The 12,200-nt window shown below is 63.3% G+C and carries 16 protein-coding genes; 8 read left to right on the top strand and 8 right to left on the bottom strand.

Annotated elements, in window-relative coordinates:
* Positions 1–138: 138 nt before the first annotated feature.
* Positions 139–1,059 (bottom strand): ParA family protein, encoded by a 921-nt coding sequence (locus ABEA30_RS15780; RefSeq protein ID WP_345584566.1) that lies wholly within the window; start codon positions 1,057–1,059, stop codon positions 139–141.
* A gap of 376 nt (positions 1,060–1,435) precedes the next feature.
* Between ABEA30_RS15780 and ABEA30_RS15785 the strand changes: the two genes are divergently transcribed.
* The 5 genes from ABEA30_RS15785 (at position 1,436) to ABEA30_RS15800 (ending at position 4,185) form a co-directional block, all read left to right on the top strand.
* A complete protein-coding gene (locus ABEA30_RS15785; protein WP_345584568.1) occupies positions 1,436–2,281 on the top strand; it encodes a hypothetical protein in 846 nt (281 codons plus the stop codon).
* A gap of 4 nt (positions 2,282–2,285) precedes the next feature.
* Positions 2,286–2,462: a hypothetical protein gene (locus ABEA30_RS15790; RefSeq protein WP_345584570.1), complete on the top strand. Its 177-nt coding sequence runs from the start codon at positions 2,286–2,288 to the stop codon at positions 2,460–2,462.
* Entirely contained in the window at positions 2,459–3,079 is a 621-nt protein-coding gene (locus ABEA30_RS15795) for a prepilin peptidase (protein ID WP_345584572.1), read from the top strand. Before ABEA30_RS15790 ends, ABEA30_RS15795 begins: the two co-directional genes overlap by 4 nt.
* A gap of 85 nt (positions 3,080–3,164) precedes the next feature.
* The gene (locus tag ABEA30_RS16010) at positions 3,165–3,557 is read left to right on the top strand and encodes a WhiB family transcriptional regulator (RefSeq protein ID WP_386084605.1); all 393 of its coding nucleotides are present in this window, start codon (positions 3,165–3,167) and stop codon (positions 3,555–3,557) included.
* 4 nt (positions 3,558–3,561) lie between these two features.
* Entirely contained in the window at positions 3,562–4,185 is a 624-nt protein-coding gene (locus ABEA30_RS15800) for a hypothetical protein (protein ID WP_345584574.1), read from the top strand.
* Here ABEA30_RS15800 and ABEA30_RS15805 read toward each other — a convergent pair.
* The 6 genes from ABEA30_RS15805 to ABEA30_RS15830 form a co-directional block, all read right to left on the bottom strand.
* Positions 4,182–4,982, bottom strand: a complete 801-nt coding sequence (locus ABEA30_RS15805; RefSeq protein WP_345584576.1) for a phosphoadenosine phosphosulfate reductase family protein — start codon at positions 4,980–4,982, stop codon at positions 4,182–4,184. The genes ABEA30_RS15800 and ABEA30_RS15805 overlap by 4 nt on opposite strands.
* Complete coding sequence (locus ABEA30_RS15810; RefSeq protein WP_345584578.1) at positions 4,954–5,673, bottom strand: hypothetical protein; 720 nt, start codon at positions 5,671–5,673, stop codon at positions 4,954–4,956. Before ABEA30_RS15810 ends, ABEA30_RS15805 begins: the two co-directional genes overlap by 29 nt.
* Entirely contained in the window at positions 5,670–6,359 is a 690-nt protein-coding gene (locus ABEA30_RS15815) for a hypothetical protein (protein WP_345584580.1), read from the bottom strand. Before ABEA30_RS15815 ends, ABEA30_RS15810 begins: the two co-directional genes overlap by 4 nt.
* A 116-nt stretch (positions 6,360–6,475) precedes the next feature.
* Entirely contained in the window at positions 6,476–6,883 is a 408-nt protein-coding gene (locus ABEA30_RS15820) for a hypothetical protein (protein WP_345584582.1), read from the bottom strand.
* 172 nt (positions 6,884–7,055) lie between these two features.
* Complete coding sequence (locus tag ABEA30_RS15825) at positions 7,056–7,292, bottom strand: hypothetical protein (protein ID WP_345584584.1); 237 nt, start codon at positions 7,290–7,292, stop codon at positions 7,056–7,058.
* Positions 7,289–7,789 carry a hypothetical protein gene (locus tag ABEA30_RS15830; protein WP_345584586.1) on the bottom strand — a complete coding sequence of 167 codons (501 nt, stop codon included), beginning with the start codon at positions 7,787–7,789 and terminating at the stop codon, positions 7,289–7,291. Before ABEA30_RS15830 ends, ABEA30_RS15825 begins: the two co-directional genes overlap by 4 nt.
* A gap of 472 nt (positions 7,790–8,261) precedes the next feature.
* Here ABEA30_RS15830 and ABEA30_RS15835 point away from each other — a divergent pair, with 472 nt between their 5' ends.
* From ABEA30_RS15835 to ABEA30_RS15845, 3 genes are all read left to right on the top strand, one after another.
* On the top strand, positions 8,262–8,426 hold the full coding sequence (locus ABEA30_RS15835) for a hypothetical protein (protein WP_345584588.1): 165 nt from the start codon (positions 8,262–8,264) through the stop codon (positions 8,424–8,426).
* Positions 8,427–8,694: 268 nt separating this feature from the next.
* Entirely contained in the window at positions 8,695–10,068 is a 1,374-nt protein-coding gene (gene dnaB, locus ABEA30_RS15840) for a replicative DNA helicase (RefSeq protein WP_345584590.1), read from the top strand.
* Positions 10,069–10,196: 128 nt separating this feature from the next.
* Positions 10,197–11,186, top strand: a complete 990-nt coding sequence (locus ABEA30_RS15845) for a hypothetical protein (RefSeq protein ID WP_345584592.1) — start codon at positions 10,197–10,199, stop codon at positions 11,184–11,186.
* A 356-nt stretch (positions 11,187–11,542) separates the two neighbouring features.
* Here ABEA30_RS15845 and ABEA30_RS15850 read toward each other — a convergent pair.
* The coding region (locus ABEA30_RS15850) for a hypothetical protein (RefSeq protein ID WP_345584594.1) at positions 11,543–12,200 on the bottom strand (658 nt) is incomplete at its 5' end.

The raw sequence follows: 12,200 nt of genomic DNA on the forward strand, positions 1-12,200 counted from the left end.
GGTTGGCTTCGGCAGGAGTCGAGACCGCTTCCGGCCGCTTCTCTGCAGGTCGGGCCTTGAGGAAGTCTGGAAGCGCACCGAGATCCTCCACGTCTTCGGGGCGGGAGAGCCTGGCTCGAGCGGGATACGTGTACCCGCTCATAACTGAGCTTCCTCGGCTTTGAGGATGCGCGACGCAACTTCGGCCGCCAGTTCGGCATAGTCCCCCGCCATCGAGGTAGATGACTTCGGCAGCGACTCGGGCACGCTGATGGTGGGGTCGGAGCGTCGTGCCCGCAGAGCCTTGAATCGTTCGCTGGGATCGGCACTGGCGCGATCAACCAGCTCTCGCACGAGCAGGCCTTGGAGGCGGCACTCCTGGGCTGTCTTCTCCGAGGCCCTGATCGAGGTCTCGAACAACGCGATGGAATCGTGCTCGTCGCCGGCGAGATTCTCGAGGACGTTCTGACGGACGCGGGTGGCAGTGCTCTGGTGGCCGAACAGGACCATCCCGAGCCATTGCAGCTCAGGGTTGTCTCGGCGTGCATGTGCAACCAGAGGGCCCAGCACCTGGAGACCTTCCCAGGACGCTGGATCGCTCTTCATTGGGACCAGGATCCATCGGGCGGCTGTGAGCGCCATCTGCTGCAGTTCCCGATTCCCAGGTGGCGTGTCGACCAGGACCATGTCGTAGTCGCCGGCGGCGATGGCGGTGCCCAACGCTTTGCGCCAGCCCTCCCCCACTGACCCTGCCGGGATGCCGGGGCCAGCTCCATACGTCATGGGGAGGAGCCAGTTGAGACGCGGACCTCCCGGCACCCAGTCGATCCCCGGCCGAACGTCCTTGATGATGTGCAGTGGTTCTTCATCGACGATCGCGTCAACAATCCCTTTGCCGGCGTCATCGCCAGCGTGGTCGACCAACCCAAGATCCAGTTTCAGGTTGCCCGAGATGTCAAGGTCGACGACCAGAACACGCGATCCTTCGCGCGCGAACTCCCCGGCAAGGTTGGCGGTCAGGCTGGTCTTGCCGACACCGCCCTTGCCATTGGCGAGTGCAACCACTCGTGATAGGTCCATCGTTCGATCCCTTTCCGGCTAGACAAAGCCGCAGCTGAGCACCGAATGTGACAGCTCATTTTCTGCGAGCCGGGCGTTTGCCCAGCATCCTGTTCCATCCTCCGGTGATCGCGCTACAAGATGTAGCGCAACACACCGGTCGCGACCCAGAATCTCACCACGAACCCGAAATATAGGGGGCATATAGGGCCTATATAGGGCCTATACAGCGGTCCGGCCGACCGGCAGGGTCAATCGTGCCCCGCAATATAGGCGATGTATAGGGCTCTATGTTGCGCGCTGTATAGGGGCCTATATAGCGGTTGGTGCGTGGGGAGGTTCGCTTGTCACAAACCGCCCCGCGAAGTGGCGTTCTCTAGCTGGAAAGGAGTTACCCATGGCTCGACGCAAGAGTGCTGTCCTTGAGTTGGACGCAGGTGCAGGTTCTCGTCCTGGTCTGAGCATGTCTGCAACGACATCCCTGGCAGATTTTGAGGCGCGGGAGGAGAACCGCGAGGGCTTGGCAGAGCTGGACCGCATGACGGAGGCAAGCGACCGCCTGACCCGAGCGCAGAAGGACCGTGAGCGCATCATCCCTCGCGACGCTTCAGGATCACTGAATCCTGCCACTAAGGCACGGGTTCCCGAGTTCGACGAGATCCGCGCACCCATTTCGGGTCGCCAGATGAAGGAACGCTCGAAGACGAGCCGGGCCGCTCAGACCCGTTGGACGAAAGCGCAGCGCCGCTCGCTCAATGAAGCGATGGCGTCACCGGAGAGCTGGCAAGCACTGACGGACCATCTAGCGCAGACCCAAGGCGACCCTGACGAACTCAGCACACGCAAGCAGCAGGCTGTCCAACGCATCGACCGCGCCATCCGCCAGTACGAGGAGAGCAACGATCGGCAGCACCACATTTACGCCAATGTGCAGATCCCGGCGGGCTTCGATGTGAACAAGCTCGAAACGTACCCGGCGGTCCATCTGGATCGTTGGACTGCCGGCAGCCACAACCTCCACGAGCTCCGCCAGGAGGATGCAAACACCTACGTTGTGGAGGTCAGCACCAGGCGAGGCATGTACCTCGGTCACTCAGACGGCGGCAGAAATGCTGCACACCTCCTGCCTCGCGGCATGAGTTTCACCGTCGAGAAGGTCTACACCGCTCGATGGAAGGGCCCAGACGGGTCCACCGGAACCAGGCGTGTGATCCGCCTCCAAGAGATCCATCAGGAAGGATAAACCCATGACCGACAACACTCCCAAGAAGAAAGCCACCGCGGCGCCGAAGAAGCCACGCCGGCAGCTCCTGCCCAACGGTGAGGAGCAGCTCTTCATGCCTGACTGGCTGATGCAGGGCACTTTCAACGCTGTGCGGATCGAGGAGCAGCCTGAGCCGTCTCCTAAGCGCAAGACGAAGTGATTTCCGCGTTGGTGGCCGCTGGCGCGCTGTCGGGGGGCGCGCTGGGTTTTGTGCTGCGCGGCCGGCGCTACCTCGAACAACCAAGCTCCCCGCTGAGTTGGTGGTTTGTGGCGGCTGCAGCTGCGGCAAGCGCAGCAGCGATGGGCACCTTGGCCTGGCGCGTCGTTGATCCCGTGCTGTTGGCGGCGGGGTGCTTGTTTGTCGCTGGGGGAGTGGTAGCTGTCTGGACGGATCTAGATGCTCACCTCCTCCTCGATGTTCTGACTCTGCCGTTGGCTGGGACGATTCTGGTGTTGCTCACAGGAGCGGCCGTTTCAACGGGGGAGTGGGGCAGATGGTGGTCGGCCGTTGGGGCAGCAGTAGTGGTGTCTGTGGTGCTGCTGCTGTGGGCGATCTTCGGTTCGCTGGGCTTTGGTGATGTGAAGCTCAGCCTCGCAGTGGGTTTGGTGCTCGGCTACGCCGGCGGGTGGGCGATGACTATTCGCGGCGTCCTTTTCTCGTTGTTGTTGGCTGCGGTCTTCGCTGTTGTGCTCCTGATGGCTGGCCGTTCCCGTAAGTCTCACCTTCCGCTCGGGCCGGCACTGGTGCTTGGCGTTTTTGCTTGCCTGGCGGTGTGAGTCAGGGTTACTCTTGGGGTTAGCGGATATCTACCGCTGCCACACAGGTGTCTGACCAACACCACCTACGCAGAAGGGCGTTTCGATGTATTCTCAGATCACTGCAGTTAACCAGGTCGCGTTGGAGGGTTCTCCCTCCAACGCGCCTTCGCTTTCAGGGGCCGCTTGCGCTGGCGACACCCAGTTCGACTGGATCCCCGCGGCTGAGACCGACACTGTGCCGGCAGGTATGGCTGCTCTGTGCAACGCCTGCCCTGCCCGCAGCGAGTGTCTCGCGTGGGCTGTGTCGTGGGATGCCGAAGGTTACTGGGGTGGAACCACCACCGCTCAGCGCCGTGGCCGCGGCCGCGATGATCAGGAGCCCACCCACGAGGGACCGGGATCTCCATCGCTTTACCGGCGCGGCTGCCGCTGCCGCGGCTGCAAGGACGCTCAGGCTGATCGCATCAGGCAGCAGCGAGCACGAAACAGAGGATGAACAAGTGACCATTGAGGCGCCATGGGAACGTCACGAGCCGTATCCCATCCCTGACCCCTGCACCGCCACCGTCCTTCGTCTCCTGCCTGACGAGTCGTTCGATGCCGTTGTGCGCTCCAACTTGTTGCCAGGCAAGGATCGTGCTGCGTTCGAGGAGTTCTGGACGCTCCTCGCGTTCAATGACGACCTGGCAGAGCGATGCTTCGACACTTTGGAGGAGTGGCTGGATCGGTGCGAGGCCCAGTCCGACGAGGGCGACGAGTCTGCTCGGGTGAGGAAGTTTCGCCGCATCTGCGATGACGCTTGGAACCGGTTGACGAAGATCCGGGATCTGGATGTTGCCCAACGGCGGGTCGTGCCAGCTCCGCACACCATCGCCGGAACGTTCGCCGCGGCGATCGCTACGCATCGCCAGACGCTGACCGAGTCCACTGATCTCGATAGCGCCTTGTGGGCTGCTGTGCGTCATTCCAGGGACCGCGCGCGGCGATCACCGGAGACAACGAAGGCGTGGCTGTCTGCCCCTGTGTTGACCACCCAGTTGATCGACGCCGTCGCAGAGCATCGCCGTCTCAACGACACGGTTCGCGACGCCGACGTCACGTTGTACTCGCTGCTGCAGGACTAGGCGAACTCTGCGGCTCGAGGGAGCGCGTCGACGATGCTCTGGTAGAGGCTGGGCCAGCCTCGGTTGAGCCACACGAGCCTGCCGTTTTCCAACTGTTTGGTGTCGATGAGGCTGGCCACTCTGATCGCCACCGGAGGGGCTCCTAGGCTGATCAGCTTGTCGTAGACGGGGTTGACTGGCAGCTGGCGGCGGGCGATGTGTCCCCAGATGTCGGTGTCGGTGAAGTTCCACACCGGCGAGAAGGTCACCGTCCCATCCTTGAGGCGATACGTTCCGCCTGCTGGGTCTTGTCGCAGTGCCATCGCGAACATCACTCGACGCGCACTGGATTCTTGTCTGCGCAGTCCCCAGAGCTGGCCGGCCCCGTAGCGGGCGTGGGCGGTGGAGGCGGGGATGGTGATGATGTTGTTGAACAGGCTCGGGTTGGCTGAGACGGTGCGGTGGTGCGACCACGTTCCGTTCGCGACGAAGATCTCCAAGGCGTTACGGGGAGCTGGGATGACATCAATGTTCAGGTTCCAGCTGTCGGCCAGGTCTGCGATGTAGCGCAGGGTTTCGGGGTATTCGAGGCCGGAATCGAAGAAGCACACTGGGACATTCGGATCGGCCTGTCGGGCGAGGTCCAGGGTGACCAAGGAGTCTTTCCCTCCTGAGAACGCCACGTATCCGTCGTGGGCATCGAGGTGCTCCGCTACGCGGTCGATCAGGTCGGTGATGTTGTGTGGGCTGCGGCGTAGGCCAGCTAGATGGCGCAGGTCGAGACCTGGATCAGCTGCAGCTGGCAGGGAGTCTGACATCGGTCCTCCTCGAGTAGTGCATGTGGGGTGGTCTGATGCCGGCGTAGCCGTCGCCGCCGTCGACGATGGCGGGGTGATTGGCCAGGCAGGCGGTGGGGGTGGGTCGAGCGAGCACTCCGGTGGGGGAGAGGTGGCTCGCAGTGAAGCCGTCGAGGGTGTCGTCGCGCTCGACGAGCCAGGAACTGACTCGTCCCTCGCCCTGGGATCTTTTCTTCCCGATCGCCGTGATGGGCTCTAGAAGCCGCTGGACAGCCTCAGCGTCGCCCACGGCGTGCCAGGTGAGACTGTGGGCCACGGTGACGGGCAGAGGCATCCAGTAGGCCTTCCAGCGCCCTTGGCTGTCGGAGACGATCTGGGGGAGGGGTGCGGCGGTGGTGTGCTCGGCGTGACGGTGATCGAGTCGTGTTTGCCAGTACCGGATCTCTGGGTTCGGGGAGGGGTGGTTGGGCCACCCGCAGGTGGCTGCCCAATGCCACCAGATGGGATCGGCGGTGCACTTGGCCAGGGGGAGGTCCATGTCGGGCGGGTTGGCTTGGTCGAGTGCGGCTGGTCCTGGCGGCTGGGACTGTTTGTGCTGAGCCCACAGCTGGGAGGCCAGGAGCCCATCGAGTGCCACCGTCCACGGTGAGGCGTGGGCGATCCCATGACGCAGGATGGCCGTGACGCGGAGGGGCTGGAATCGGTCGGTCATAGCTGGTTGAGCGCCTCGATGGCTTCGGCGCTGTTGGCGGCGATCTCAGCCTGCCAGTCGATGGTGGGAGGGGGCGTGGGGGAGGACACGTCCAACCTCAGCCGGCCGTGGCCGATCGCGCTTCTGCCGGCGATGGTGGCGGTGTGACTGTACCGGTCCAACACCGCGGCGAAGAACGCCGCTTCGAGGTCGGTGGGGGAGGTGAGGTTGAGCCAGACATCGAAGGTGGTCCCGGCGCGGAAGGTTTCCAATCGGTACTGCAGTTGGCTGCCGGCGGCGTCGTCGGCCGTGGCGGCTGCGTCATGGCGGTGGGCGTCGTCGACGCGGCTGTAGGTCTCGATCTGGGTGAGGTCTTGCACGGACAGGGGTGCATCGTGACCGAGAAGGTGAGCAGTTTCCGTGGCGTAGGGGACGAGTTTGCCGACCTGGAGGCAGCCGTCGATGATTCGGCCGGCGCCGGCAGTCCCGAAGATCCCGATCAGGGGGATGAGTTCGCGCAACCGGGCGAGTCTGGATCCGGAGATCGGGGCTGCGTTGGTCTTGACCAGCGATCCGCCACTGCGGAGAGCTGCTGCTGCAGCGAGGGTGAGGCGCCCGCGGTACTGCAGGATCTCTGAAAGCTGCTGTTCTGCGACTCGGCGTAGCCGGCCGCGAAAGGCGTTGCCGGAGATCAGCGGGATCGTCACTGGCTCGTAGTTGGGGCCGATGATGGTCTCGCGTCGGAGCATGGTGATCAGGCCGCGGGTCTCACTTCCATGGCTGACCGACGATGTCGCTGTGGCGGTTCCAGTCCAGGTGATGTTCATCGTTGTTTCCGGCTTTCCGCGACGATTCTGGTTCGCAGGACGAGGGCCAAGGTTTCTTGGCGAAGAGTGCGAAGGACAGCTGTCGCATCTGGATCGTCGAGCAGCTGCGCGAGTTCGTTGCGGGCTTCGGGCGTGATCGGGAATGCCTGGAGTTCGTCGGCTAGGGATGTCCACCACTGGCGCAGGTTGGACGCTTGCTGTGATGCGACCAAGATTCGGTCGGGGAGCAGCTTGTCCCAGTACGTCGTGCGGTAGCCGGCCACCCAGCTGTTGTCCCAGTCGATGCTGTAGTGCAGCATCAGCAAAAGCCGCTCGGCAGTTCCAGCTGGCCCTTGGAGGGGCGGCATGAAGCTCTGGGTCGCCGCCAACCACTTGCAGGTCGGTCGTGTGTCGGTGATCGTCATCGTTTGTGCCTCAGCATCTGTGCCGCGGCTCGGGGGAGCCATTCGTTGAGTTGCCGCTGATCGTCAGCGGCCACCGCGGTTCTGATCGTGGCTGCAGCGCGTGGAGGGACACCGCGGAATCGGTGCTTGCGCATCAAAGCAACCAGGTCATCTTGGAAGCTTCGTGGCTCGCTCATGGCAGTTGGGCCTCGCTCCAGCTGGGAAGATCCCAGTAGGGCTGGGACGCCAGGAGGCAGTCGCCGCACTCGACATCGAGGACCGCAGCAGTGCTGTCGGACGCGAACGCAGCTCCGCACAGAACATCTCGATCTGTGTGCTTGGAGCCGGTGATCGCTGGCGACGAACCGACGAGGTGTGTGGTGCCGGCGTCGTCGGTGACGACGAGCAGCGAAGCGGTGATGTAGCTCACAGGCGGTTTCCTTTCAGGTGGTGGGTCGCTTTGATGGCGAGATCCAGATGGGGGGTCGAGCGCCAGGGATCCAACTCGCGCCATTGACGATGGGTGGCTTCCCACAGCTCGCGTGGTTGCGAGGACAGCCACTTCCACGGAGGTGCCGGCTCAGCGAGGGTGGGGGCGGAAGCTCCACGCTCACGCAGCTCCGCGACGAGCTTGAGCCGGCCCACGTCGCTGGCCCGCCACACGATGTTGATGTCGTCGATGCGCACGGTTCCCCATCGTGCGTAGGGCAGCACATGCTTGCGGCCGCTCAGCGGCACCACCAAGGCCGCGGAGTGGCTGGGGCGCAACAGGCGGTCGTACAAGGAGGGGGTGTCGAGCAGGGTGGAGCCCTTCGGGGTGATGTTCAAGGTGAGGCGTCGAGCAGCAGTGCTGAAAGCCCAGGCGCAGCTGATGCACAGCCCTTGGCCCGTCTGGAACTCATCGAATCCCGTGAACTTGGCTGACACGACGCTGCGTGTAGGCACTAGGCGGCGTGACATGCCACATCGACAGCACAGCCCATCGGTCAAGGATTTCTGGGGCGTTGTGGTGCCGTGCTGGCGGTATGCCACCGCTACAGGGTCGAGCATGGTGTTCACTGAGACCTCCTCACACATAGGAAGCCCCCGAAAGGACCACAATGTGACGGCCCATCGGCCGAAAGGTCGGTGGTGGCTGATCGCGGCCCAGAAAATGATCCGCGACAGCTGTCACATCAGCGCCCGAAGAAATGCTTACTCGCGAGAGAAGCAACAGGGAAGGGAGGCGACATCGTCTATGTATGTGTCCTACGAAACTGCGGCGTGTCTCCCAGAGCGAGTTCGGCTGGTGCGCGACGATGTCAGCATGTCAGCACGCAGAGCACCTGGCCCCGGCCGTCCCCCCCGTGGCGGCATCTTGCGCACTCGCACCACGGTGCGTCTAGTCCCAGAGGACAAGATGCGCTTTGAAGCACTCGCAGACGAGTTGGGTTTGAGCCTGACTGACACCCTCGCCTACTACGCCGCCCTCGGCGCTGGGCTTGAGGTTCCCGTAGACATCAAGCAGCTCATCGACGAAGAGGCGATGAAGCGCTCCAACCAGCCCAGCTTGGTGGCGTCGTGAGCAGCGAATCGGCTTCGAGGAGGCCTATGGCATAAGAAAACCGGCCCTGACGGGCCGGCTTCCTGGGTAGAAACGTTCACCCCTTGAGTTGGCGCTCAGGGTGAACGAAGAGAAACATCAAGTTCTTCTCTGATTCTACCCCCTATATCTGGCATGTCTAGTGGCACGCCTGATTGAGTGCACCCTTTTTCAGGGGATGTAGGGAACCGCCGACCCGTCTGTCGCATGAGCAACCCCGCTTTGACAAGGACAGATAGGACTCCTCCCCATGTCGGCACCCCGCAACACTTCTACCCCCTATACGCCCCCTATATCGCCGGATGCTCCGGCGGGTCGCGAGTTCCACTTGCGGACCCCTCCGCATGACAAGGACGCCGAACAGGCGGTCCTGGGGGGAATGATGATGGCCGCCTCTGTCGTCGACGATGTCACCGAGATCTTGATGGGGGAGGACTTCTACGAGCCGCGGCACGAGATGATCTTCTCTGCGATCATCTCCTTGGTCCACGGCGGCCGGCCCGCTGACCCGATCGCGTTGGCCGATGCCCTCGAAAAGCGAGGCAGTCTCACCACAATCGGCGGGGCGCCCTATCTCCACGAGATCCTCGCAGCGAGCCCCGTCGCCACCAACGCCACCCACTACGCCGAGATCGTGCGTGACCATTCGCTGCGTCGCAAGATCATTTCGGCTGGTATGAAGGCCACCCAGCTTGGTTTCGATGCCCACGGGGAAGCAGCTGACGTTGCTGACGAGGCCCAGCAGGCGATCTACGCCGCAACCGAGAACAGCCGCCGCGAAACCACCCCGCTGGCCGGTGACCTGTTGGCCGAAACGTTCGACTGGCTCGAATCAGACCAAGAGCCGGGTCTCAAGACCGGCTTCCATGATGTCGATCGACTGATCGGGGGGATGCAGCCGGGAAACATGATCATCGTCGCTGCCCGTCCAGGCGTGGGTAAGTCCACCTTCGCAATGGACATCGCCCGCCACAACGCCATCCGCAACAACGTCCCCACGCTGTTCGTGTCGTTGGAGATGTCGAGGCAGGAACTGATGCAGCGGTTGTTGGCGGCCGAGTCGACGGTGCCACTGCAGGCATTCAAGAACAGACAGCTCAACGATCGGCAGTGGGATTCGATCACGAAGCACTCTGCGGCGATCCAAGATGCGCCGTTGTGGCTCGAGGATCGGCCGGGTGTCACGCCGCTGGAACTGCGGTCGAAGGCTCGACAGCTCAAGCGGCAGGGCCTGGGCCTGATCGTGCTCGACTACCTGCAGCTGCTCAGCTCCGGCCGGCGGGTCGAGTCCCGTCAGGTGGAGGTCTCGGAGTTCTCGCGCCAGATCAAGCTGCTGGCCAAGGAGTTGGGGATCCCCGTCCTCGCGTTGTCCCAGTTGAACCGTTCAGCTGAAACCAGAGCTGACCGGATGCCGGCACTATCTGACCTGCGTGAATCTGGCTCACTTGAGCAGGACGCCGACATCGTGATGCTGTTGCACCGCGAGGAACTCAACGACCCCCAGACCTCGCGCCTTGGGGAAGCCGACGTGTTCATCCCCAAGGACCGCAACGGAGAAACGGGCAACGCAACGTTGGCGTTCCAAGGCCAGTTCTCCCGGTTCGCGAACTTCGCCAGGCCATGACCCTCACCGCGCTCCTCGGAGACCTGATAGGGCAGCTGCAGCCGCCGGCCCCCGCGGCGGCTGCAGCGCCCGTCAAGACGCCCCCCACGCCGGAGTGGGTGACCCGCCACATCACCAGCGTCCCCGGAATGTTGATCTTGAACAGAGTCGGTCTGGCCGACCAAGTCGAGACGGTTATCCAGATCGCCGGCGTCCTCGCACGCACGGGCCGCTGGTCGACCGCGACGATCGCGAAGAAGCACGGCTGGACGGTGCCACTGGTGATGCGCACCCGTCGAGCTTTGGCACAGATCGCCGGATTGGAGCAGCTGGGCCGTTCATGGGCTCCTGACCCAATCGGCAAGGTCGCGGTCATCCCTGTGTGGAATGGCCGGGTCCGTTGGTTGATGGGCGTCTCGATCGAGCTTCACAGCGCCAAGGGCAAGGCCGCCATCGACCATCACAAGTCGAGCAGGCCCCTGGTGATGAAGGTTGCCCGAGCAGACGCCAAGACCGCTGACGGCCGCACGGGACGAGGAGTTCGCACATCACATGAGACAGTTGCCCGGAAGCTCGGAGTGAGCCGTGACGCCGTGCGCCATGCCCGCTACGTCCTCGAAGCGATCGGCATGTCTGTCACCGTCGTGCAGGGCCGGTACCTGACCGCTGGGGAACGGGCAACCGCCCACGCCCACCACGGCGGCAGACAGCGTCGAATCGCCTCCACACGGCACCTCACCATGCCCCGCGGGATGGCTCAGATCGTGGCCCGCCACCTACCACGTAGTGGTTCAGGTAAACCTACTTCTCTAGAGAGTTCTAACTCACCTAGACGCGCAGGAAGCTCGAAAAAGCGACACCACCTTGCCCCTATCCCGCTGCCATGGCAGAAACTCGCTGGGCAAGTGGTCTCAGAGCTCCCCCACCTGGGGGATCGGCACATCGGAAACCTCAGCCGCGGCCTCATGAGGCTCCCCATCAACCCCTCCAACTGGACCGGCCGACGCCTAGTGCGACTGATCGAGCTGTCCAACCGCCAGCGTCGAATGACCCAACCCCAGTTCACGCGCAGCGACCTCGGACTGTTCTTCCACCAGATCCGAACTGCTCTGGCTACGCCAGCCCTAGTAACGAAGTGAGGACCCCCCTGCAGGAACAGGGGCGCCCTCGATGAACTGCTCAACTCATGAATTGAGTTCTTGTGTCCCGGCGGTGGTGGTGAAGTTCCTGTAGGTTCTCGGCCGATCTGTCGGGGGAGCAGGTGCGTGACCTGCGGACCGACATGTTGATGAGACGCCGGCGGTCTCGCTAACTTGTCGGAAACCTCAGCCGATGACCTCCGAGCGGGGGCTGGGACGGTCACGTGGTGCTGATGGTCGTGACAGCACTCTCACGCCGAGTTGAGGACGTGCGGATCTGCCGATGAGCGTGCGCGTCTTTCCGCCCAGAATGACGCGAGGCCGTTCCTGCGACTGTCGCAGCCACAACCTTTTGACTACCTCGAATGCGACGGGATAGTGCGGCTGCCTGGGATGGCGACGAGCAGCATATGCCGAGGCACCGGGTCACCGTCGATCGGAAATGCAGTGTGTGTGATGAGTGCCTTGATGTGAGGCGGAGGCCCCGTGGGATCGAAGGCCTTATGCCGGAGAGCGACTAGAAACCCTATGCGGATGTCGTTGCCCTGGTAAGTGGCGGCCTGCTTGAGGTACGCGGTCCGGTCCTCCATTGGGAGATGGGTGCTGTCGACCTTCATCTCGATGTGGAGGGCGAACTTGTCGAACTTCAATCGGATGTCGACGCGGCCTCCGCCGACGTGCGAGACCTCATACTCCGCGCGGTCGCCGAGGATTCCGACGAGGTAGTTGTACAGGTCCTCATGGATGGCGTTCTCGTTGGCCGCGGGGTCGAACAGATACTTGTAGTGGTTGGATTGGCCTCCGCCCCGACTGGCCACGAAGTTGATGATGAGGACCAGGATCTCGTCGAGGACGGCGATGACGTCGCCCCTATAGTCCGGGCTGCTTGCGAGCTGCTTGCGCAGGTCATCGAACAGTTCCGCATGCACGAGGTTGAGATGGCGCCGCGCGGCGGCCACGTGGTCGAGTCGTTCCTCGATCGCGGCGAGCGTGGCGGGCGCTATATGCCTGATG

This window comes from Tessaracoccus lubricantis (assembly GCF_039544535.1).
GTDB classification, from domain to species: Bacteria; Actinomycetota; Actinomycetes; order Propionibacteriales; family Propionibacteriaceae; genus Arachnia; species Arachnia lubricantis.

Excerpts from the sequence above, each read along its gene's own strand:
- ABEA30_RS15790 (WP_345584570.1), top strand. The coding sequence starts at position 2,286 with ATGACCGACAACACTCCCAAGAAGAAAGCCACCGCGGCGCCGAAGAAG.
- dnaB (WP_345584590.1), top strand. The coding sequence starts at position 8,695 with ATGTCGGCACCCCGCAACACTTCTACCCCCTATACGCCCCCTATATCG.
- ABEA30_RS15835 (WP_345584588.1), top strand. The coding sequence starts at position 8,262 with ATGCGCTTTGAAGCACTCGCAGACGAGTTGGGTTTGAGCCTGACTGAC.
- ABEA30_RS16010 (WP_386084605.1), top strand. The coding sequence starts at position 3,165 with ATGTATTCTCAGATCACTGCAGTTAACCAGGTCGCGTTGGAGGGTTCT.
- ABEA30_RS15810 (WP_345584578.1), bottom strand. The coding sequence starts at position 5,673 with ATGACCGACCGATTCCAGCCCCTCCGCGTCACGGCCATCCTGCGTCAT.
- ABEA30_RS15805 (WP_345584576.1), bottom strand. The coding sequence starts at position 4,982 with ATGTCAGACTCCCTGCCAGCTGCAGCTGATCCAGGTCTCGACCTGCGC.
- ABEA30_RS15780 (WP_345584566.1), bottom strand. The coding sequence starts at position 1,059 with ATGGACCTATCACGAGTGGTTGCACTCGCCAATGGCAAGGGCGGTGTC.
- ABEA30_RS15820 (WP_345584582.1), bottom strand. The coding sequence starts at position 6,883 with ATGACGATCACCGACACACGACCGACCTGCAAGTGGTTGGCGGCGACC.
- ABEA30_RS15785 (WP_345584568.1), top strand. The coding sequence starts at position 1,436 with ATGGCTCGACGCAAGAGTGCTGTCCTTGAGTTGGACGCAGGTGCAGGT.
- ABEA30_RS15845 (WP_345584592.1), top strand. The coding sequence starts at position 10,197 with ATGTTGATCTTGAACAGAGTCGGTCTGGCCGACCAAGTCGAGACGGTT.